The 22,265-nt window shown below is 62.5% G+C and carries 20 protein-coding genes; all 20 read left to right on the top strand.

Features of this window, described 5'->3' with window-relative positions:
• Window positions 1-6 precede the first annotated feature (6 nt).
• Window positions 7-1,098, top strand: a complete 1,092-nt coding sequence (locus VIM61_08230) for a Gfo/Idh/MocA family oxidoreductase (protein ID HEY8900385.1) — start codon at window positions 7-9, stop codon at window positions 1,096-1,098.
• Window positions 1,095-2,183 carry an NAD(P)-dependent oxidoreductase gene (locus VIM61_08225; GenBank protein HEY8900384.1) on the top strand — a complete coding sequence of 363 codons (1,089 nt, stop codon included), beginning with the start codon at window positions 1,095-1,097 and terminating at the stop codon, window positions 2,181-2,183. Before VIM61_08230 ends, VIM61_08225 begins: the two co-directional genes overlap by 4 nt.
• Window positions 2,180-3,100, top strand: coding sequence for a glycosyltransferase family A protein (locus VIM61_08220; protein ID HEY8900383.1), 921 nt, complete (start codon window positions 2,180-2,182; stop codon window positions 3,098-3,100). The genes VIM61_08225 and VIM61_08220 overlap by 4 nt, the downstream gene beginning before the upstream one ends.
• Window positions 3,097-4,221 carry a glycosyltransferase family 9 protein gene (locus VIM61_08215; protein HEY8900382.1) on the top strand — a complete coding sequence of 375 codons (1,125 nt, stop codon included), beginning with the start codon at window positions 3,097-3,099 and terminating at the stop codon, window positions 4,219-4,221. The genes VIM61_08220 and VIM61_08215 overlap by 4 nt, the downstream gene beginning before the upstream one ends.
• Window positions 4,214-5,125, top strand: a complete 912-nt coding sequence (locus VIM61_08210; protein HEY8900381.1) for a glycosyltransferase family 2 protein — start codon at window positions 4,214-4,216, stop codon at window positions 5,123-5,125. The genes VIM61_08215 and VIM61_08210 overlap by 8 nt, the downstream gene beginning before the upstream one ends.
• Before the next feature lie 3 nt (window positions 5,126-5,128).
• On the top strand, window positions 5,129-6,055 hold the full coding sequence (locus VIM61_08205) for a hypothetical protein (GenBank protein HEY8900380.1): 927 nt from the start codon (window positions 5,129-5,131) through the stop codon (window positions 6,053-6,055).
• 4 nt (window positions 6,056-6,059) lie between these two features.
• Window positions 6,060-6,434 carry a hypothetical protein gene (locus tag VIM61_08200; protein HEY8900379.1) on the top strand — a complete coding sequence of 125 codons (375 nt, stop codon included), beginning with the start codon at window positions 6,060-6,062 and terminating at the stop codon, window positions 6,432-6,434.
• Between the two features lie 6 nt (window positions 6,435-6,440).
• Window positions 6,441-7,664: a hypothetical protein gene (locus VIM61_08195; protein HEY8900378.1), complete on the top strand. Its 1,224-nt coding sequence runs from the start codon at window positions 6,441-6,443 to the stop codon at window positions 7,662-7,664.
• On the top strand, window positions 7,661-9,286 hold the full coding sequence (locus VIM61_08190) for a GMC family oxidoreductase (protein ID HEY8900377.1): 1,626 nt from the start codon (window positions 7,661-7,663) through the stop codon (window positions 9,284-9,286). The genes VIM61_08195 and VIM61_08190 overlap by 4 nt, the downstream gene beginning before the upstream one ends.
• Window positions 9,283-10,296 (top strand): glycosyltransferase family 4 protein, encoded by a 1,014-nt coding sequence (locus VIM61_08185; protein HEY8900376.1) that lies wholly within the window; start codon window positions 9,283-9,285, stop codon window positions 10,294-10,296. Before VIM61_08190 ends, VIM61_08185 begins: the two co-directional genes overlap by 4 nt.
• A 4-nt stretch (window positions 10,297-10,300) precedes the next feature.
• Window positions 10,301-11,545, top strand: coding sequence for a glycosyltransferase family 4 protein (locus VIM61_08180; GenBank protein HEY8900375.1), 1,245 nt, complete (start codon window positions 10,301-10,303; stop codon window positions 11,543-11,545).
• Window positions 11,546-11,628: 83 nt separating this feature from the next.
• Window positions 11,629-12,834 (top strand): acyltransferase, encoded by a 1,206-nt coding sequence (locus tag VIM61_08175; protein HEY8900374.1) that lies wholly within the window; start codon window positions 11,629-11,631, stop codon window positions 12,832-12,834.
• 102 nt (window positions 12,835-12,936) lie between these two features.
• Window positions 12,937-14,049: a Gfo/Idh/MocA family oxidoreductase gene (locus VIM61_08170; protein ID HEY8900373.1), complete on the top strand. Its 1,113-nt coding sequence runs from the start codon at window positions 12,937-12,939 to the stop codon at window positions 14,047-14,049.
• A complete protein-coding gene (locus VIM61_08165; GenBank protein HEY8900372.1) occupies window positions 14,050-15,327 on the top strand; it encodes a hypothetical protein in 1,278 nt (425 codons plus the stop codon).
• Between the two features lie 4 nt (window positions 15,328-15,331).
• Window positions 15,332-16,582, top strand: coding sequence for a glycosyltransferase (locus VIM61_08160; GenBank protein ID HEY8900371.1), 1,251 nt, complete (start codon window positions 15,332-15,334; stop codon window positions 16,580-16,582).
• A gap of 49 nt (window positions 16,583-16,631) precedes the next feature.
• Complete coding sequence (locus tag VIM61_08155) at window positions 16,632-17,852, top strand: glycosyltransferase (protein HEY8900370.1); 1,221 nt, start codon at window positions 16,632-16,634, stop codon at window positions 17,850-17,852.
• Window positions 17,849-18,997: a glycosyltransferase family 4 protein gene (locus tag VIM61_08150; protein ID HEY8900369.1), complete on the top strand. Its 1,149-nt coding sequence runs from the start codon at window positions 17,849-17,851 to the stop codon at window positions 18,995-18,997. The genes VIM61_08155 and VIM61_08150 overlap by 4 nt, the downstream gene beginning before the upstream one ends.
• 139 nt (window positions 18,998-19,136) lie before the next feature.
• Window positions 19,137-19,574 (top strand): DapH/DapD/GlmU-related protein, encoded by a 438-nt coding sequence (locus tag VIM61_08145; GenBank protein ID HEY8900368.1) that lies wholly within the window; start codon window positions 19,137-19,139, stop codon window positions 19,572-19,574.
• A 41-nt stretch (window positions 19,575-19,615) separates the two neighbouring features.
• A complete protein-coding gene (locus tag VIM61_08140) occupies window positions 19,616-20,431 on the top strand; it encodes a glycosyltransferase family 2 protein (GenBank protein HEY8900367.1) in 816 nt (271 codons plus the stop codon).
• A 222-nt stretch (window positions 20,432-20,653) separates the two neighbouring features.
• The coding region (locus VIM61_08135) for an AAA family ATPase (GenBank protein HEY8900366.1) at window positions 20,654-22,265 on the top strand (1,612 nt) is incomplete at its 3' end.

Genomic DNA, 22,265 nt, shown 5'->3' with positions numbered 1-22,265 from the left:
GCTTTGATGAAAGTCACTTCCACTCCTGTTCCTGTCGTCCTGGTCGGCTGCGGCGCCGTCTCGCAGGCGTTCTACGCGCCGGCGTTGCGGGTTCTTTCCCAAAAGGGCGACCTTTCCGTGGTCGCTCTCGTGGACCCGCTCGTGCCCGCGCGAAACCTTCTTGCCGAGACCTTTCCCGACGCCGTTTGCGCGGATCGTCTGGAGGAAATCTCGGCTCCGGAGGGGGCGCTCGTTATTATCGCCACTCCGCCGCGCTTCCATGCGACGCAGACAATGGAGGCCTTCCGACGCGGGTGGCATGTGCTCTGCGAAAAACCGATGGCTTCCTCAACCGCCGAATGCGAGGAAATGATCGCCGCGGCCGAGGCTTCGAAGCGCCTTCTGGCGATCGGTCTCTACAAACGCTTTTTTCCGTCCAGCCGCTACATCAAGGATCTCGTGGCGGGTGGTCAGCTCGGCGCGCTTCGGAGATTTTCGATCGTCGAAGGTGGCCCGTTCAAATGGCCCGCGGCGACTCCCTCGTTTTTCAACAAGGCGCAAACCCCCGGCGGCGTGCTGCTCGACATCGGTGTGCATACGCTCGACCTGCTCACGTGGTGGCTCGGTGAACCGGAGTCGTTCACCTGCGAGGACGACGCGATGGGCGGCCTCGAGATCAATTCCCACGTCAATCTCGTGTTCCCAAATGGCGCGAGCGGATCGGTGCACCTCAGTCGCGATTGGGGGACGGCCAACGAATATCGCTTCGAATTCGAGGGCGGAATCGTGTCCTGGAAGGTCAACGATGCGAACAACCTCACCGTCCAGCTCGCGGGCACGAGCGCCTCATTCCAGGCTCATCTCGCCAATCCCATCGCCGATCTGGAAGACGTCCTGCCCCGCCACTCTCTCGCGACGAATCCGCAAAGTTTCATCGCCCAGCTTCAGAATGTGATCGGCGCCCTGCGGGGCGAGGAGCCGCTTCTCATCGACGGCTCGGAGGGCCTCCGCTCGCTGCGTCTCATCGAGGCCTGCTATCGCAAGCGCACGCTGATCGAACAACCCTGGTTCTCCGCGGTCGAGACCGCCCGCGCCCGGGAACTTGCTCTCCAGCCATGAAAGTCGCCGTCATTGGAGCCAACGGATTCATTGGAAGCCGCATCGTCGAGCAGTTCCACCTCGGTGGAAAGCACGAGGTCATCCCCGTCGTTCGCAAGCCGGCCAGCCTCGCGCTGCCGGCGCGTTTCTCCCTCGAATGGCGACTCGGCGACGCTCTCGACGTCGACTCGCTCGCGGCCGCGCTGAAAGGCTGCGACGCCGTCGTGCACGCCGCGATCGGCGATCCGCGCCAGATCGAAGCCATGCCCGAGATTCTTTGCGATGCCGCCGCGAAGGCTGGAGTCGCGCGGGTCGTCTACCTCAGCAGCGCCTCCGTCCACGGTCAGAACATTCCGGCCGGCTCGACCGAGGAAACCTCGCTCCACACCCAGCACGCGCTCGAATACAACAACTCGAAGGTCATCGCCGAGGCCGCGTTTTTCGATGCCGTGCGGAAGCACAAGCTCACCGGTTACGCGCTGCGTCCCGGCGTCGTGTATGGTCCGCGCTCGCGCTGGATCGGCGATCTCGTGCAGGAGCTTCGCACCCGCCAGGCATGGCTGCACAACGGCGGCGCCGGCATTTGCAATGGTATCTACGTGGACAATCTCGTCGCGGCGATCGCGCTTTGTCTCGAGGCTCCGAACGGCGACGGCGAAGCGTATCTCGTCGGCGACGAAGGGACGACGACGTGGGCTGATTTCTACCACCGCGCGGCGGATGCCTTCGGAATCTCGCGGGAGAATATTCATGACGTGAAGGATCTGCCCGTCTTCCGGAAATCCTTTCGCGAGCGGGTCGAAAAGACCGTGCAGAAACCGTGGGTGCAGTCCCTGCTGCCGGCCGTTCCGGGCCAGTGGAAGCGCGCGACCAAGACCCTGCTTGCATCCTGGAATCCCCCAGGCGGGCCGGACGCGTGGTCCATTCCCGGCCGGACGCCGCAGCCTCACATCACCGAGGAAATGGCGCTTCTTCAGCAAAACCAGTGGAAGTTGCCGCACCAGAAGGCGTCCCGCGTGCTCGGCTACAATCCTCCGGTGACGTTCGAGGAGGGGATGCGTCGCAGTCTCGCGTGGTTGAAATTCGCGACGGAGGTCGGCGCGTGAAAATCAGCGTCCTCATTGCGGCCTACAATGCCGGAGCGTTCATCGCCCGGGCCCTCGAAAGCGTGCGCACGCAGCGGCACGCCGACTGGGAATTGATCGTGGTCGAGGACGGTTCGCACGACGACACCGAGGCGCTCGTGGCAAAGTTTGCGGCGTCGGTCTCGCAGTCGGTGCGATACGACAATGCGGGGGTGAATCGCGGAGTGGCCGCGGCGCGCAATCGCCTGCTCGAGCTCGCGGAGGGCGAGGCCTTGGCCTTCCTCGACGCGGACGACTGGTGGTCTCCCCGGCACTTGGAATCGATTCACGCAGCTCTGGAGACGGGCGCGGATCTGGCCGTCGCCGGCATCGAGCTCTTCGATCTCGTCACGGATCGCCCGCTGGGTCGCTACGCGCCGCCGGAGCAGCTGTTCCTCGATCCGACCACGGCGCTCTTCGAGAACAGCTGCATCATGACATGCTCGAGCATCGCACTCACCCGGGCCATCGTTGCTCGCGTCGGCCGGTTCGACTCCTCGTTCCAGATCGGTGAAGATCGCGACTTCTGGGTGCGCTGCGCCCTTGCCGGGGCTCGCTTCGCCGACGCGCGGGACGTCACCTGCCACTACGCCAAGCACGCCACCAGCACGATGGGGAAGACCCTGCTCTGGGCGCAGCAGGAGGTGGCGTTCTACGAAAAATACCGCGCCATCCGGGAGGTGCCCGACGTGCTTCGGCGCGATCGGCTCGCGCATTGCCTGGCCAACTTCGGCCGGCTGCAGCGGGCGGCCGATCCCGTCGCCAGCACCTGTTCCCTCTGGCGGGCGTGGAAGCTGGCTCCCTGGCGGCCATCCCTCGTTCCCCAGCTTGTCTTCTCCGCCGGTTCGGCACTCCGCCCCCGGCGCCGTGGTCCCAAATTCAAAACATCCCGTCCATGAGTTGGAAACGTAATCTTGTCGAAAATCTGGTTCGTGCCGTCTCGCTGGTCTCGCCCTCGTCGCCGCTCCCGGTTTCCCCGAAGCGCATTCTCGTTCTGCGGAACAACGACATTGGCGATCTCCTCGTCATCAGCGCGCTCTTCGAGGCGCTGAAGCGGAAATTTCCGGAGGCGAAGATCATCGCCGCCGTCGGGTCGTGGGCCTGTCCCGTCATCGAGAACAATCCGTTCGTCGATGAAGTCTTTCGTGTCACCGCACCATGGCACAACAAGGCCATCTCCGGGCAAACGGATGGCAAACGCTTCGCGTATTGCTTCTCGTCCCCGGAGGTGGCCGAGTTGCGTGCCAGGAAATGCGATGTCGGCATCGATGTGCTCGGCAGCCCCTTTGGCTCGTTCATGATGATGCGAGCCGGCATTCCGTATCGTCTCGGGGTGCGCGGTTACGCCGGAGGCTGGTCTGGCTGCCACAAATGGGTGGAGTCGGATGGCGAGACCTACGTCGGCCGCGGCGCCTTGAAGTTCGTCGAGTTGCTTGGGGCGAGCGAAGCGGAATTGCCCTCGGTGAAACCGCAGCTTTATCTCTCCGCGGCCGAGGTCGCGCGTGGTGAAGAGCTTTGGGGCGATACGACCGGCAAGCTTCGGCTCGTCATGGGCGTCGGCGGCGGCTTCCCCGAGAAATGCTGGCCGCCGGAGCGTTTCCGCGAATTGCTCGAACTCCTCGAAGAGGATGGGGGCTTCGTCGTGAAGCTCGTCGGCGGCAAGGTCGAGGTGCCCATGGGCGAATCACTCGCCAAGGGCCTGTCCGGGGTGGAAACGCTCTGCGGGAAAGTCTCGCTTCGGGAAACGTTCGCACTGACTGCCGCGGCGGATCGCGTGGTCACCAATCCCAGCATGCTCATGCACGTGGCCGCCGCCTTTTCCGTGCCGGCCGTGGTTTCGATGGGCCCGTTCTTTCCCTCGGTGATCGAGCACAATCGGCTCTGGATCTGCAACGACATCACCACCGTTCTCGGCTGCGAAGTGAAAGCCAATCGTCATGAGGTCGCGACGGCTCGCGAAGTCTTCGACGCCTTGAAAGCCCTTCAAAAACACTCAACCCCGCCCGCTGTCCATGTCTGAACCTCAGATCAGTATCTGCATCCCGGCCTTCAAGGCGGAGAAATATCTGCTCGAAACGCTCGAGAGCGTGCGGGCGCAGACCTTCGCGCATTGGGAACTCATCGTCGTCGAGGACGGTTCCCACGATCGCACCGAGGAGATTGTTCGCGAGTTCGCCGGAAGCGTCGATCAGCCAGTGCGCTTCGAGCGGCATCCCGAGAATCGCGGATTGCCCGCCACCCGCAATACCTGCATCGCCCGGGCCGTTGCCCCGTTCGTGGCGTTGCTCGATTCGGATGACCTCTGGACCCCTGACCATCTCGCGAACCTGGTCCAGCGGGCATCCGAGACCGGGGCCGACCTCATCCACTCCGGAGTCGTTCTGTTCGCGAGCGAGACGGGCGAGGAGATCGAGTTACGGGTCGCCTCCGAAAAGGCGATCGACGAGTTCCCCCGGTCCCTTTTCCTGGCGGACTACGCCATCCAGCCATCGTCTGTTCTTCTCCGTCGTTCGCTCTGGGGGGAGACGGGAGGCTTCGACCCGAACTGCCGGTATGTCGAGGACCGCGAATTCTGGATGCGACTGGTGCGCGCGGGTGCGCGGGTGAGCTACGTGCCCGCGATCACCTGCCGGTATCGCCAGCACAGCTCCGCGATGAGCAAGAATGCCGCCGCGATGGCCCTCGGCTGTGCCGAAGTTTTTGAACGCAACGCCGATTGGCAGGCCGTGCCCCTCGATCTCCGCCGGCAAAGCGCCGCGGAGGGCTGGTGCTCGGCCGGACGTATTATCATGAAAGAAGATCCCACCCTCGCGCAGGACTATTTTGGTCGTGCCCTCCGCCATGCCTCAGGCTCTCCCCGCCTGCTCGCCTACTGGTTTGCGGCCACCGTCCTGGCCATCTCCAAACGCCGCCAGAGGATTTGATCGATGAGGACAGTCGTCTGCACGCTCTTCGAGGGGCATTACCATTTCGGCGTTGGCGCGCTGGCGAACTCGCTCTTTGTCTCCGGTTACCGCGGCATTCTCTGGGCAGGTTATCGCGGAGACCTGCCCCCGTGGGGCAACCCGGCGGCCGCTCCGAAGTCCGGCATTCATCATGTCGAGATCGCCGACGGTTTTTCCATTGCCTTTGTGCCGCTGAAAACCGGGGTGCATTTCACCTATTTCAAACCCTATTTTCTGGATCAGGTTCTTGATGAACTCGATCTGGAATGTGACGCAGCGATCTATATCGATCCCGATATCGTTGTTAAGGGACCGTGGCATTTGCTCAATCGCTGGCCCCGAGATGGAGTCGCTCTGGTTCACGACGTTCATTCCTTGATGCCCGAGCGCCATCCGATGAGGCTGGCTTGGCGCGACTTTCTGACAGCTCGGAAAATCTCGGCCGACTTCCCTCGAGATCGATACTACAGCGGGGGATTTGTGGGCATTTCTCGATCCCAGCGAAACTTCCTCGGCGTCTGGCGCGAGATCGTGGAGATCGTCCAGTCCGAGATCGGCGTCGATGCCATCAAACATGGTGATGCCGGGGAGCTCTTTCATAGTGCCGACCAGGATGCCCTGAATATCGCTCTGATGGCGTGCGACACACCCGTCAATGCGGCTCACAGCGAATCGATGGATTTCGCCACTGGCGGCTACTTGCTGTCTCACGCGATTGGAACGCCGAAGCCCTGGCAGGGTGGATTCATTCGAAGGGCGTTGAAGGGGGTGCCCCCAGGGCTGGCGATCAAGGCTTTCATGCGGCACACCGAATCGCCGATCGATCTCCTCGATTCGGCGACGCGCCGGAAACTGCGATGCTCGGTGACCATCGCCTCAGCGATTGGGCGCTTCTACGGCCGGGCATAGGGGAATGACGACGATGCTGCTGGAATCCATCGCCGAACGGGATGCCTCTTGGGAACGGAAGCTGCGTCTCCTGACGGTGTCTGATCGCCCGGATCTTCCCGGGGCCTGCGCCCTCGTCGACAGCGCCTTCGACAAGGGATCTGCCGGTAAAGTGGATGTGTTCGTGACCAGTGAGGAGGCCACGACTGCCGCTATCCCCGCGGAGGGCGTCGCCGATCCGCAGCTTCCGCCGACTTCCCCGGCCCCGGCCGGGTTGCCGATCTCGTTCGGCTGGGCCGGCGTCACAATCGATTTTTTCCTCAGCGGATTCTGCATTCACCAGCGCAGGGAGCGCTCGGCGCGCGTCTCGGAGGCGCGCCTGTTGGCCAACCCCAGTTGATTCATCGTGAAGATTACGCACATCGTTCCGCGCTTTTGGCCGCAGTTTGACGGGCTGGGGGACTACGCCCGCATGCTCGGCCGGCATCTTCAGGAGGAAAGTGGCATCGAGAGTCGCTTCCTCGTGGGAGATCCCGCGTGGCGCGCGTCGTCCGGGGATTTTCCCGACGGAACGTCGCTCGAAATTACCGCGGTGTCGCAGCAGACGGTCGCCGGCCTGCTCGAGCGACTTCAAGGCGTGGAGACGGTCGTGCTGCACTACGTCGGCTATGGCTATCACAACCGCGGGATCCCATTCTGGATCAATCGGGCGATGAAGACGTGGAAGCAGTCGTCTCCCGCGCATCGACTGATCGTGGTGTTTCACGAACTGTGGGCTTCGGGCCCGCCGTGGAAGAGCGAATGTTATCTCGGGTGGATCCAGCGACGTCTCGTGCGGGAGCTTCACGACCTCTGCGATCTGTCGGTGGCCAGTGTTCCGCTGGCGTTGCGCCGATTGCAGGCTCTTCGACGGAAGGAAACCATTCTCCATCCGGTGCCCTGCAACATGGGTTCGGAATCCGGCCATTCGCGCAAATGGCACAAGGGCGGGCCGGTGCGGCTCGCGCTTTTTGGAATGCCGACCCAGCGCGAAATTTCGCTGAAGAGCCATCTCAGGCTCGTTGCCGCCTTGCACGAGGCCGGACTGGTGGAGGCGGTGAACGTGATCGGGAAGGATGCCCGATCCGGCGACGACCCCTCCAACGAGGTGCGCATTCTGCGGGGAATTCTGCCCGAGGAACGCATCCACATCGTGTCGAACGCCACGCCGGAGCGCGCCGGCCAGGCCCTCGCGGAGTCCGATTTGCTGCTCTCGTTCTATCCGTCCCGCTGGCTCTTCAAGTCCGGCTCCTCCATGGCGGCGCTGGCCAACGGAGCCATCCCCGTGCTGCCGGAAGGCCGGGATTTGGAAATCCTCGCCGAAGGCCGCGAGATCCTCGTGTGCTCCGGCGAGAAATCCTCGATCGCCGGAATTCTTTCGCAGATCCAAAAGCCGGGCGGACTAGGGACCATCGCCCGCGGCGGCTACGACTGGTATTGGGCGCACGCCGACTGGCCGATTCTCACGCGAAAACTCGCGGCTGCGCTCGAGCGCCTCACGAACTGCGGCGCGCAGAAAAATGACAAATCGCGTCTCGCCACGGTTGGCGGAACGCCCTTAATCCCTACGCAGGGTCGAATGGAAAAATGAAAACGGATCTTCAGGACGTGCCCGCAGGCACGAATTTTCGGAGCGATGTTTGTATCGTGGGCGCCGGGGTGGCGGGGCTGCTCCTTGCGACCCGTCTGGCGAAACTGGGATTCTCCGTGAACCTGCTCGAAGCGGGTGGGGGAAATCTCGAGGAGCGCAGCCAGGAACTCTACAATGTCGCGATGGCAGAGGCGAATTACGCCGGCGCGACCGAGGCGCGCTTCCGGGTCTTCGGCGGCTCCTCCACGCGCTGGGGCGGCCAGTTGCTTCCGCTGCCCGACGAAGTGTTTCAGGGGCGGGACGCGCTTGGCGGCACGGGCTGGCCGATCTCCCGCGCGGATATCGAATCCTATTACGCCGAGGTGCAGGATGTGATGGGGGTGAACACGCTGCCCTTCACCGCCGATCTGTTGAAGACAAAGGGACACGCCACGATCCTGAATTCGCCCGATATCCGGCTGCGCTTTTCGAAATGGGCTTCGTTCTCCCGCCGCAACCTCGCCCGCACGCTCGGCCGCGAGTGTCTCGCATCCGGCTCGATCACGGTCTTCCTTCACGCCAACGTGGTCGCGATCGAACTCCGCGATTCGGCCGATGCCGTTCAGTCCGTGACCGCTCGCGATTACGAAGGCCGGGAGTTTGTCTTTCGCGCTTCGGAATTCATTCTCACGGCGGGAACGATCGAAACCTGCCGCCTCCTGCTTGCGTCCCGCAGCGTCCAGCCTGGGGGCGTTGGGAACGGGAACGATCTCGTCGGCCGGTATTTTCACGATCATGTCTCGGTGCCGTTCATCACGCTTGCCGGTCCGGCTCGGGCGGAGGTGCTCCGCCGGTTCGCCCCGTATTTCTTCGACGGCACGCTGCACACTCCGAAGCTCGAGGCCTCGCCCGAACTCCAGGCGCGCCACGGAATGCTCGCCGTGATGGCGCATATCGCGCTCGAGGAGCCGGAGGAATCGGGCCTCGGCGCCGTCCGGCAGGTGCTTCGCTCGCTCCAGCGGCGCGAGTGGCTGACGCCTCCAGGGAAACTGCTTCTCGGGCTTCCGCGAGGCGCCGTCGACATCGCCTCGGCCTGGTATGGCATGAAATTTCGTCAGCGCCGTTACGTGACGCCGGGCGCGAAGGTGCAGATCAAGATCGATACGGAGCAAATGCCGTCGGCAATCAATCGCATTCGCCTCGAGAATCGCGTGGATGCCGTCGGGATGCCGAAGGCCGTGATCGACTGGCGCGTTTCCGCGGACGAAAAGCGCACCGTGGCGACCTTTGCGGGTGAGTTGAAGCGCATCTTTGCGGCCGAGGGGATCTCCGGAATGGTCTGGCCGCAGGACGTTCCCGCGGGAATGGATGCCGCGATCAGCCACAGCCACGACACTTACCACTCGATGGGGGGCACCCGTTTTGGTGCCTCGGAGCGCGAGGGAGTCGTCGATGCGGATCTGCGGGTGCATGGCGTGGAAAACCTTTTCGTGGCGAGCTGTTCGGTGTTTCCGAGCGGGGGAAGTTCCAATCCCACGTTCACGCTCATGGCGCTGACCCTGCGCCTGGCGAAGCATCTGAACGCGCGGCGGAATTCCGTAGCCACCGCGACTTCGGTCGCTGCGGAGGTCGCCGCCTCGTGAAGATCCTGCTGGGCTCTCACGCGTTTCTTCCCATGCTCGGGGGCATCGAGGTCATCTCCAATGTCCTCGCGGAGGAGTTCGTCAAGGCGGGCCACGAGGTCCACCTCATCACGCAGACTCCCGGCGACGGCGCCGACGCGTTTCCCTTTCAGGTGACCCGTCAACCCTCGGCCGGCAAGGTGCGGGAGCTTGCCCAATGGAGCGATGTATTCTTCCAGAACAACATCAGCATCCAGACGCTCCTCGCCGCGCTGCCCGTGCAGCGAAAGATCGTGATCGCCTACCAGACGTGGATCCGGCGCACGGATTCCAAGCCGTCGCTGCTCCACTGGTCGAAAGCCCAGATCTCCCGACTGATTCCACGGAATGTCGCGATCAGCCGGGCGATCGCGGACACGATTCCCGGTCGCAGCGTGCTGATCCCCAATCCCTACGATCACCACACCTATCGGCCGATCGAGGGAATCACGCGGGATCGCGATCTCATTTTCGTCGGGCGGGTGGTTTCCGACAAGGGTGCGGACCTTCTGCTCGACGCCCTCGGAAAACTCGCCGTGAAGGGACAGCGTCCGAATCTCACCATCGTCGGCGTCGGCCCGGAGGTCGAGCCCTTGAAGGCGCAGGCCGCCGTGCTCGGAATCGCCGGGCAGGTTCACTTTGCGGGGCCGCATCGCGGCGAAGCGCTGGCCCGCCTCATGAACCAGCACCGCGTTCTCGTGGTGCCCTCGCGCTGGGCGGAGCCTTTCGGCATCGTGGCGCTCGAGGGAATCGGGTGCGGATGCGCGGTGATCGGCTCGGCGGATGGCGGCCTCGCGGACGCGATTGGCGCGTGTGGCGTGACCTTCCCGAATGGCGATGTCGATGCCCTGGCGAATGCCGTGGAACGGCTGCTTGGTGATCCCTCGGCCATTCCGCCATTGCTCGCCGCCGCCCCGGAACATTTGCACCGGCATCGCGGCGACGTGATCGCTGGCCGGTATCTCGAGGTCTTTTCGGAGCTGGTGCGCTGAAGTCATGGTGATCCTTTCACATCCGACCGGGAACGCGAATGTGCGGCACGCCGCCGAGGGGTTGCGCGAGGCCGGCCTGCTCTCCGAGTTCTGGACCTGTCTCGCTCCGACGGAAAAAAGCGCCGTGATGCGCATGCTTCCGGGAGGCGTTCGCGCGCAGTTTCTCCGCCGCCAGCTTTCTCCGGAACTCACGCCCTTCGTGCGCACTCGCCCCTGGTGCGAGCTTGGCCGGTTCGTCGCCTCGCGCCTGAAAATTTCCAGTCTCACCCGCCATGAGGTCGGGCTTTGTTCCGTCGACGGCGTCTATCGCGACCTCGATCGGGCCGTAGCCGCTCGGATTCGCCGGCAGCCTGCCGGGCTGAAGGCTGTTTACAATTTCGAGGACGGCTCGCTGGAGACATTCCGCGCGGCGCAGGCGCTCGGCCTGAAGCGGATTTACGATCTCCCCATTGCCTACTGGCGGGCCGGTCGAAAAATTTTTCTCGAGGAGGCGGAGCGCGAGCCCGAGTGGGCCGCGACGCTCGACGGGTTGAGCGATAGCGCGGACAAGCTCGCTCGCAAGGACGAGGAGATTCGCCTCGCCGATTGCGTGCTGGTGGCCAGCTCGTTTACGAAGGCCACGCTGGAACTCGCTCCGGATGCTCCCCCGGCCGTGCACGTGGTTCCCTACGGCGCGCCGGTATCGGCCGCAGCGCCGGTGAATGAAAAGCGCGTCGGACCTTTGCGGGTTTTGTTTGTGGGCTCCCTCGGGCAGCGCAAGGGCACCTCCTATCTTTTGCGCGCCTGCGAACGCCTCGGTGCGGCCGTGAAGCTGACGCTCATTGGAAACCGGGGAGTCGGGGAGTGCGGCCCGCTGGATGCTGCGCTTCGGCGTCACCGCTGGATTTCGTCCTGCCCGCACTCCGAGGTGCTCGGGGAAATGCGTCGGCACGACGTCCTCGTTTTCCCGTCGCTCTTCGAGGGGTTCGGTCTCGTCATGCTAGAGGCCATGTCGCAGGGCATGACGGTCATCACAACGCCGCACACGGGAGGACCGGATGTGCTCACCGATGGCGAGGACGGGTTCATCGTGCCGATCCGGTCGGAGGAGGCCATTGCCGAACGTCTGGAGATCCTGGCGTCGGATCCCGAGCGCCTGCGGGCGATGAAAGACGCTGCGGCGCGCACGGCCGCGACACTTTCCTGGGCGGCATATCGCACAGAAACCGCAAGAATCGTCAGCCAGAGCGTAATAGGGAAAACCCGATGACGAATCTCCCTGCCATTTTCCGCGGTGACCCGTCACCCGGCCGAGCGAGCCGCCGCCGGTCAGACTCTTTCACTTCTCCGGTCATGACCAGCGGAGCCCGGCCGCATCTCGCCTTCCTGGACGGCATGCGCGGCCTCGCCGCGTTTTACGTGATGCAGTATCATGCACTGTCCTATGTCCTCTTCGATGACAAGGCTTCCGGCGTGAGTGCGGAGGCCCTTTTTCTGCTTCGCCAGGGGCATTTTGGCGTCGTGCTTTTCATTGTGCTGTCCGGGTATTGCCTCATGCTGCCGGTGGCGAAATCAGGCGAACTCCGCGGCGGATTACGCGAGTTCATCTTCCGGCGAGCGAAGCGCCTGCTCCCGCCTTATTTCGCAGTCTTGTTCCTGTGCGCCGTGTTACTTGCCGTGGCGGTCAGTCTGGGCATGAAGCCCGCGAGCGAACTCTTCGACGTGCGAGCATGGGTGACGCACCTGTTGCTTGTGCACAATCTGGATCCTCAGACCATTGTCGCGATCAACGGGCCATTGTGGAGCGTGGCTTCGGAATGGCAGATCTATTTCATTTTCCCATTGGTGTTGCTTGGAGCGTGGCGTCGATGGGGAAACGGTGGCGCTCTGGCGATCGGCATTGCCCTCGGAGTTGCTCTGGCGATTATTTTCCCGGGGATTCGCGCCGCTTGCCCGTGGTTCATCGGTCTGTTCGCCATGGGGATGATCGCGGCGACCGTGAATTTCCGTGACGGCTCCGGCCGACTCGCCCGGGTGCCCTTCGGATGGCTGGCGACCGCTTTTTTCGTGGGATCCTATGTCCTGATCCGGTGGAATCCTCACTGGGTGCTCCAGCAAGATGGCGAGATTCCTCCCCTCGTGACGATCCTGCCCGACTTCCTCGTCGGGATCGGCTGCCAGCTCCTCATTCTCGCCTGTGTGCGGAATCAGGAGCTGGGTCGACCTTCGTTCTGGACGCGTCTGCTGTCCTCGAAGCTGCTCGTCACTCTGGGCGCGTTCTCCTACAGCCTCTATCTGATCCACTCTCCGATTCAGAGCGGACTCGCCGCGCTCCTGAGCAAGGTGCCCCTGCCGTTCCTCAGTTTCGAGCCGGTCCTTTTTGGGTGCCTGCTCGTGGCCAGCATAATCGCCGGCGGGGTGTTCTTTCTGATGGTTGAGCGACCTTTCCTGCATTCGCGGTCCGGTCGCCATTCCGAACAGTCCAATCTCGATGTGGTTCCGATCGACGGTTCTCGTGCGACCTGCCAGCCTGCACGGGCGTTGATCGAAGGGAAGTAGTGAACTCGCAAAATCAGATGCCAGCCGTCGATCAGGCGAGAACTTTTGCCGATTTCCGCAGAGCCTCATCACGCGCCGCCCGGGGGCCGGTTTCCGTCTATCATGCTTGAATCTCTACGCTCGAAGTTTCGTCCAGCTCCCTCCGCCTCGGACATCAAACTCGGTATTGTCGGCTGCGGCGTAATGGGCACACGTCAGGCCCGGATGTTTCGTGGCCAGCCGGGATGTGCGCTCGTCGCCGTGGCCGACAGCTCTCCGATCAAGGCGGCCGCCGTCGCCCGGCGCTACGGCGTTTCGCGGGTCTTCTCGTCGCTGGACGAACTGCTGGACGGAGTGAAGGTCGATGCCGTGAGCATCGTGACGACGGATGCCAGCCACGTCCCGCTGGCCCTCGAGGCGCTTCGCCAAGGCAAGCACGTATTCTGCGAAAAGCCGCTCGCCCTGAGCGCGCCGGAGGCCTTTCAGCTCGCCGAGGTTGCGCGCAAAGCCGGCGTCATCAACATGGTCAACTTCTCGTATCGAGCCATGCCCGCGATTCACAAGGCCCGGGAACTCGTCCAGAGCGGGGCGATCGGGCCGGTCATTCATGTCGAGGCGAGCTATTTGCAGGATTGGCTGGGCAGCTCCGACTGGCGGAATGACGAAACCAATCTCTGGCGCCTCTCGAATCGACACGGCAGCAAAGGCGTGCTCAGCGATCTCGGGATTCACGTTATCGACTTCGCTTCCTATCCCGTCGGTGATGTCGCGAAGGTGAATTGTCGCCTGACCAGCTTTGGGGATCTCAAGGGAGCCCCGGTCGGAGACTACGATTTCGAGGCCAACGACAGCGCGGTGCTGCATATCGAATTCCAGAACGGAGCGCTCGGCGTGATTCACACCACGCGATGGGGGACCGGCCACAAAAACTCGCTCCGACTGCGCATTTTCGGCGAACGAGGCAGCATTCTGATCGATCTCGACGCGTCGAAGAATCACCTCTGGCTGTGCAATGGCCCCCGCTTGAAGAGCGCCCGTTGGCAGAAAGTCCGCTGCCCCCGCACCCCGACGAACTACCGGCGCTTCCTCTCGAGCATCCGAAGTGGAGTGAACGATCAGCCCGACTTCGAGCGAGGAGCTCAGATTCAACAAATTCTCGATTGCTGCGAGCAGTCGAGCCTCTCGGAAACCACCGTGCGGGTGGGGGAGACGGAGCCAACCCCGGTGGTCAGCTAAATGGCGAATATCAAGCGACTCATCTGGATCTATTTCTGGTTGCTGCTCTTCGAGGGCGCACTCCGGAAGTGGCTTGTCCCGAGTCTGGATACCGTCCTGTTGCTCGTGCGGGATCCGATTGTCGTGGTCATCTATCTCCTCGCGATGCAGCGAGGCGTCTTTCCTCGCAACGGCTTCATCATGGTCGGGGTCCTGCTGGCCTTCCTGTGCGTCGTCTTCACGATCTTTGCGGAATGTCCGGTCGTGGTCGGCGTCTTTGGAATGCGGGTGAACTTCCTGCACGTGCCGCTGGTGTTTGTCATCGGCCGGGTGTTTGACCGTTCGGACGTCATCAAGATCGGTCGCTGGCTGCTGCTGATCTCCGTGCCGATGGCGGCGCTGATTGTCTATCAATTCCGGTCTCCGCAGGATGCCTGGATCAACAAGGGCGCCTTTAACACTCATTACGATACGGTGCGGCCATCGGCGACGTTTCCGTTCGTGACCGGCACGGCTATCTTCCTCGCCTTCGTCGCCGCATTTCTCGCATATAGCTTCATTCAGAAAGGGCGCTATCCGCTGTGGTTGCGAATGGCCGCGTTGCCTGCGGTGATGGGCTCCATGGCCGTCTCCGGCAGCCGTCTTGCGGTCATGTCCGTCGCGGTCGTCGTGGCAGCCGCGGTCGGCGCCACGGTCGTGCGTGGCAAGGGCGTCGGCGGGGTGCTGGCCGCGTGTCTGGCAATCGGCGCCGCGTTCCTGGTGCTTCAGCACACCAGTTTCTACAAGGAGGGACAGGGGCAGCTCGACCAGCGCTTCGTCGATGCGAATCCCGACCAGACGAACCAGACGGCTTTCGTGACCTCGCGATTGACCGGTGACGCTGGCGCGGCTTTCGAGATCATGGAACGCACTCCGCTGTTTGGAAATGGCAGCGGACTCGGAACGAGCGTCGGCGCGCAGTTGACGATGGGGCAGCGCGTGTTCCTTGGTGCGGAGGGCGAATGGGGCCGGCTGATCTGGGAAAGTGGCGCGTTGCTGGGTGGCGCGTTGATCCTGTTTCGCTGCTGGCTCGCGGGTATCGTGGGGTGGAAATCGCTCCAGGCGCTTCTCGCTGGAGAGTTCCTTCCGATCCTGTTACTCAGCTCCTGCATTGTGAATTTGATTCAGGGGCAGTGGGGCGTGACGAACGTGCAGGGGTTTGCCTGCTTTCAGGCGGGGCTGGCTCTCGCTGCCTGTCGTTCGCCGAAGGTTTCCTCGAAGACCACCATTGCCGAGCCTTTGCCCGCGGTGACGACTTAAGTTTATGACGCCTTCCGATTTCCTGCCCGCCTTCTCTACCTCGAGAATGACGGACGCTCACAAGCATCCGTATCGGGTCGTTCTTATCTGCAACTTTCTTCCGGACCGTCAGGAGAGCATCCTGCGCTACGGGGACATGCTTTTCGATTCCCTGAAGGCCCGCGGCGTTCCGGTCGCGCGGATTCGCCCGCGGGCAACGGTGCTTTCGGCAATGCCTCGCCTTCCCAACGCGCTGGTGAAGTGGATCGCCTACATCGATAAATTCCTTCTGTTCCCGCACTCGCTCTCCCGGCTCGCCCGGCTGGAAAATGCGCGCGCCGCGCGCGAGTCCAATCCGCCGGTGATCTACCATATCGTCGACCACGGCAACGCCTCCTACGTGAGTTGTGTGCTGGATCAGCCCCACGTGGTCACCTGCCACGACGCGCTCGCCATCCGCAGCGCTCTCAACGAAATCCCCGAGAATCGCACGAAGTGGTCGGGCCGGATTTTTCAGAACTGGATTCTCAGCAGTCTCAAAAAAAGCGGGATGGTGGCGTGCGTCTCCACCCAGACCGAGAGGGAAATTCAGCGTGTGGCTGAGCTCGATGCCGGGCACACGGCGGTCATTCCCCACGCGCTCAACTACCCGTATCACGTGCTCCCTCCGGATGAAATCGAGACCCTGCTCGCTCCGCTCTGGCGGATCGTGAAACTCGAGCCGCCGGTCCGCTTCCTTTTCCATGTGGGCGGGACCCAGTGGTATAAAAACCGCGGCGGCCTGCTCGATATCTTCGCCGAGATCAAAAAGATCAGTCCCGTTCGCCGCGTTCTCGTGATCGCGGGGAAGCCCCACACGGCCGAGAACGAGGAAAAGATCAAGGCCCTCGGCCTGGAGGGCGATGTCTTCTACGTTGGCGAAGTCACGTGCGAGCAATTGAACGCCCTTTATGCGAGCGCCGAGGCCCTGCTTTTTCCGTCTCTCGCGGAAGGCTTCGGGTGGCCGCTCATCGAGGCTCAGATTTCCGGCTGCCCTGTTTTCACGACGAACGCCAGTCCGATGTCCGAGATCGGCGCGGACGCCGCAAAATTCTTCGACCCCAAGGATCCCGTGGCGGCAGCGAAAATCGTCGTGGAGGGCCTGCACGACCGCGATGGAATGGTCCGGCGGGGGCTCGTCAATGGCGCCAAATACTCGCAGGAGGCGATGGTGGAGTCCTACCTCAGCCTTTACGATCAGGTGATCAGCAAATGGAATCAACGGGCGACTGCTTGAACACAATTTCCTGCAGCCATTCCGCGGGCGGCGATCTTCGGTTGCCCGCATGAAAATCCTGCATGTCATCGACTCGGCCGATCCATCGGCCGGAGGCCCCGTCGAGGCCATTCGAAACCTCGTGGACGCGCACGAGGCCCGCGGGCATGAGGTTTCCGTCGTGACGCTCGATCCGCCGACAGCTCCCTGGCTGCAAACCACTGCCGGCACCTGGCACGGCCTTGGCGGGAATGCCGGCGGGTTTGCCTTCAGTCGCACGCTGGCCTCGTGGCTCAGAAAGAACCGCGCGACCTATGACATTGTGATCATCAATGGCCTGTGGAAGTTTCCCGGGCTGGCTGTCTGGTGGACGCTACGCGGAAATTGCCCCTACCTCGTGTATCCGCACGGGATGCTGGACCCCTGGTTCAAGACGCATTATCCCGCGAAGCACTTGAAGAAGGCGATTTACTGGGCGTTGTTCGAAAACCACGTCATTCGCGACGCGGCCGCGGTGTGCTTCACCTGCGAGGAGGAGCGATTGCTGGCGCGCGATACGTTTCGACCCTATCGCTGCACGGAGCGGGTGGTCGGGCTCGGCATCGTCAGTCCGCCGGAGGACGTGGCGACGCAATGCGCGGCCTTTGACGGCGAATATCCGGCGCTGACGAAAAAGCCGTTCCTGCTCTTCCTGAGCCGTCTGCACGAAAAGAAGGGCGTGGATCTGCTCTTGCGCGGATATGCCGCCCTCACGAAATCCGACTCGAAAAACGTCGCACCGCTCGTGATCGCGGGACCGCCGTTCTCGGAGGCTTACCTCGCCGAATTGAAATCCCTGGCCCGTTCCCTCGGTCTCGAAATCGGGAACGGGAAGGACGTCCCCGGAGGATCTGCTCCCGTGGTGCATTTTCTGCCGATGCTGCGGGGAGATCTCAAATGGGGCGCGTTTCGCCGGAGCGAGGCGTTTGTCCTCCCGAGTCACCAGGAGAACTTTGGCATCGCCGTGGTCGAGGCCCTGGCCTGCGCAAAGCCCGTGCTGATCTCGAACAAGGTCAATATCTGGCGCGAGATCGAAAGCGATGCCGCCGGTCTGGTGGAAGCCGATACCGAGGAGGGGACGCTCAAGATGCTTTCCCGATGGACCCTGCTATCTCCCGTCGACAAGTCCGGCATGGCCGAAAACGCCGTGAAATGCTTCCGCCAGCGGTTTCACATCGACGCCGCGGCCGACACCCTCCTCGAATTGATTCGGGAAGTTGCGCCTGCCCGAACCGCCATTTTGCCGTCATGAAAATAACCATCGTTCAAGGGCCCTATTTTCCCGTTCCGCCGCTCAATGGCGGGGCCATCGAGAAAGTCTGGTTCGGGCTGGGCAAGGAATTCGTTTCCCGCGGGCATGAGGTCACCCATTTCTCCCGCTGCGATACCCGCCTGCCGAATCTCGAAGTCATCGATGGCGTGACGCATCGCCGCGTCCCGAGTTTCGATCGACCGAAGAGCATGCTCGGGACGAATTTCTTCGACCTGCTCTACAGCCTGCAGGTCGTGCCGCGGCTGCCTCCCGCCGACATCCTCGTGACGAATACGTTCTGGCTGCCCGTGCTGGAGCGCCGTCGCTCGCGGGGCAAGATCTACGTCCACATTGCGCGTTTTCCCCGCCGGCAAATGGCGCTCTACCGGCATGTCGCGCGGCTCCAGTCGGTCTCGAACGTCATCAAGGATGCGGTGGTCGAACAGACCCCGGAGGTGGAACCGATCGCGCGGATGATTCCGAATTCGCTGCCTTTCGACTTCGAAATTCCCGAGTCCGTTCCCGTTCGCACCCCGGAGCGCTTCGAGATCGTTTACATCGGGCGCATTCATCCCGAGAAGGGAATCGAGATCCTGCTGGAAGCCTTCGAGAAGTTCCTGGCCATGACCAGGATCCCGACGCGATTGCGTATCGTCGGGCCGGATGCCCAGCATTGTGGGGGGGGCGGCGAGGAATATGGCCGGAGCCTGCGGGAGCGGGCGGCTCCTCTCGGAAGCGCCATCGAATGGTGCGCGCCGGTTTTCACCTCGCAGGAACTGCAGGCCTATTACAGCAGTTCCCACGTGCTGGTTTATCCTTCGATCGCGGCCAAGGGAGAGGCATCCCCGCTCACGCCCGTCGAAGCGATGGCCAGCGGTTGCGTTCCGATCGTGTCGAATCTCAAATGCTTCGCCGATTACCTCGAGGACGGCGTGAATGGATTCACGTTCGAGCTCGCGCCCAACCCCACCGACAATCTCGCGGCGGTCCTGAACAAGGTCTCGCTGCTTGGGGAGGGATTGCGCCCGGTTCAGCAAAAATGCCTCGAGGTCGCCGAAACTTATTCGCTCAAGAATGTCGCCACCCAATACGAGAACGACTTCCTGAGCCTTCTGGAAACGACGCCTGAAAAATCCACCCGGTGAGTTTCTCCGATTTGCATCCCATCTTCGAGGCAGAGGTATCATGGCGCTGACGACGCACGATCAATCCGCCGTCTCTCGCGGGGCCTCCCCATGGACTTTGCGCCAACGGCTCGGCCTTCTCGCCTGGGAATATGTCTGGATGGCTCTTTGCATCTGGACTCCCAAGCCCTTCTACAAATGGCGATTGCTCGTGCTGAAGACCTTCGGCGCGCAGATCGAGGGAACGCCATTCGTGCATCAACGGGCTCGGATCCAGATCCCGTGGAACCTCACGCTTGGGGCGGAGGCCAGCATCGGCGACCGGACGAATGTCTACAACCTCGGCCCGGTCATCATCGAGCGTCGCGCCGTCATTGGGCAGGAGGCCTACCTGTGCACCGGCACGCACGATCTTTCGCTGCCATCGATTCCCCTGCAAACGGCGCCGATTCACATTGGCGCGGATGTTTTTCTGGGAGCCCGGGCTTTCATCATGCCAGGCGTGCGAATCGGAGAACGGGCGATCGTTGGGGCCTGTTCCGTTGTCACAAAAAACGTGGCTCCGGGAGTCACCGTAAAGGGAAACCCCGCCCGCTGATCGAGGGTTAAAGAAATACAGGAAGGAAGTTCGGAAAATCCATGGATGATCTCACAATCGTTGTTCTGACCAAGAACGAGGAGCGGGACCTGCCGAATTGTCTGGCGGCTCTAGCGGGGCTGGGCACCCTGGTGGTGCTCGATTCCGGCAGCACCGATCGCACCCTGGCCATCGCCGCCGAGCACGGCGTCACCGTCTGGGAGCATCCCTTCGAATCCTTCGGCAAGCAGCGCAACTGGGCTCTCGACCGCCTTCCTCACGGCTGGACGCTCTTCCTCGACGCTGACGAAGTCGCGACGCCCGAGTTCAAGGCCGCAGTGGTGGCAGCGATGACGGAGGCTCCCGCCGAGGTGGCGGGATACTATTGCTGCTGGAAGATGATGCTCGACGATGTCTGGCTGAAACGCGCGGACAACTTTCCCAAATGGCAGCTTCGGTTGGTGCGAAATGGGCGGGTGCGATTCATCGACGCCGGTCACGGCCAGAAGGAGGGCGAAGTGCAGGGCCGACTCGATTGGATCCGCGAGCCTTATTTGCATTTCGGATTCAGTAAGGGATGGAGCGCCTGGATTGATCGGCACAATCGCTATTCCTCGCTGGAGGCGCGCGATCGGCTGGCGGCATCCGGCGGGATCAGGGACGTTTTCACCCGGAACGCCTCGCTCCGCAACAAGGCGCTGAAACCGCTGGTCAGTCGGATTCCGTTCTGGCCGCTGATTCGCTTCACTTACACCTACCTGCTTCGTGGCGGATTTCTCGAAGGTCGACCAGGTTTCACCTACACCGCCATGCTTGCGATCTACGAATTCCTCATTCAGACCAAAATGCGGGAAATTCGGCGGCAGCGCATTTCGTGAATTGACAGGGGATCGATTCCAGATAAATACCAGACAACTGTTTCTGTGGTGGAAAATAAAACACACATTCCAAATCCTGAAACAGGATCCCTCTTTATCGACCGCGTGATTCTCCGTGCGGGGGATTCTGTTCTCGAGAGATTGGATGGGCTTTTCTTACGACAGGAAATTCGGCAGAAGTGCCTTTCGTTCTGAAACGAAACGAGGGCTGGGCGATTGACGATGGGGAAAACAACTCTGCTTTTTACGGACATTGAAGAGTCCACGCTTCTCCTGGAGAAATCTCCGGAGCGTTATGTAGAGACGTTGCGTCTTCATCACGAGATCCTGCGGGATGTCGCCCTCGAGAGGGGAGGGCGTGAATTTCAGGACGCGGGCGATGGCCTGTGGTTTGCCTTCGACGTGCCGATCGAGGCCGTTCGCGCGGCGATCGCCATGCAGGCCCGGCTCGCGGCCGCGGACTGGACCCCGGAAATTGGCATGCCTCGGGTGCGGATGGCCCTTCATCTGGCGGACGCGGAATTCCGTGACGGCCAGTATCGCGGCCGCGCCGTGCATCAGACATCGCGCCTCGTGGCGGCCTGCCATGGCGGGCAGGTCCTCACCATGGGGTCGCTTCAGGAAGCTGTTGCCGGAGCCGAGGATATCGGGCTGACCTCGCTCGGAACCTATCATTTGCGGGGATTCAAGAAGGCGGAGCCGCTTTTCCAACTGGATCCTGCAGGCACGTCGAAAACCTTCCCGCCGCTGAAGGTTGGCCACGCGCGTCGCCACAACCTGCCGGAGAATCGCGATCCTTTCTTCGGGCGCGCCGCGGAGCTGGCGGAGATCGAAGGGATTCTTCGCCGGAAAAACTCCAGCGTGCGCCTCGTCACGCTCACGGGGCCGGGCGGCATCGGCAAGACGCGGATGGCGCTTGCGGTCGCGCGGCGATTGCTCGGCGCCTATGATCACGGAGTCGTTTTCGTTCCGCTCGTCGAGGTGACGAAGGCGGAGGCGATTCCGCACGCGGTGCTTCTCGCTCTGGGGGCGAAGCCTGACAGCACGAAAAATCCGATGGAGCAGATCGATCAGCTCCTCGGGGAAACGCCCACCTTGCTGGTGCTCGACAACTTCGAGCAGTTCCTTGGGGAAGGCGCATTGATCGTGCACCATCTGCTTGCGAAGGTCCCTGCGTTGAGGCTCCTGGTGACGTCGCGGTCCTCGCTGGGGCTTGCCGGCGAACGCAAATTCCATTGCTCGACGCTGGCGGTTCCTCCGACGGCGGAGACGAACCCGGACATTCTCAAGAAGTTCGATTGCGTCCAGCTCTTCCTCGAGCGGGTGGGGCAGGTGCGTTCCGAGGCTTCGCTCGATGCGTCCGAGATCGTCAAGGTGGCCGAGGTGTGCCGCCTCCTCGATGGCATGCCGCTCGCACTCGAACTCGCCGCCGCCCAGATGAAGGTGTTTACCGCAGGCGAACTCGTCGAGGCCCTCCGCGAAAATTTTGCGATGCTCGCCTCGGATTCGTTGCAAGGGCAGCGCACGCTCGAAGCGATCTTCGACTGGAGCCGACGGCTGCTGCCGCCGGACATCGCCAAGTTTTTCCTGACCCTCAGCCTGTTCTCCGGCGGGTGGACCGCGAAGACCGCCGCCGAGATCAATGGCATCAGCCACGAGCTCGCGCTGGGCTACATCCATTATCTGCTGACCTGTTCGCTGATTCACGCGACCGAGAAGGCGGGCGGAATTCGCTTCGACATGCTCGAGCCGATTCGGCAAATGGCCGACGCCAGGCTCGGCGCGGATCGCGGCAAGGCGCTGCGCCGTCACAGCGAATATTTCCGGACGCTTG

It is taken from the genome of Chthoniobacterales bacterium, assembly GCA_036569045.1.
Lineage (GTDB): Bacteria > Verrucomicrobiota > Verrucomicrobiia > Chthoniobacterales > JAATET01 > JAATET01.
This window is presented reverse-complemented; position numbering and strand designations above follow the sequence as displayed.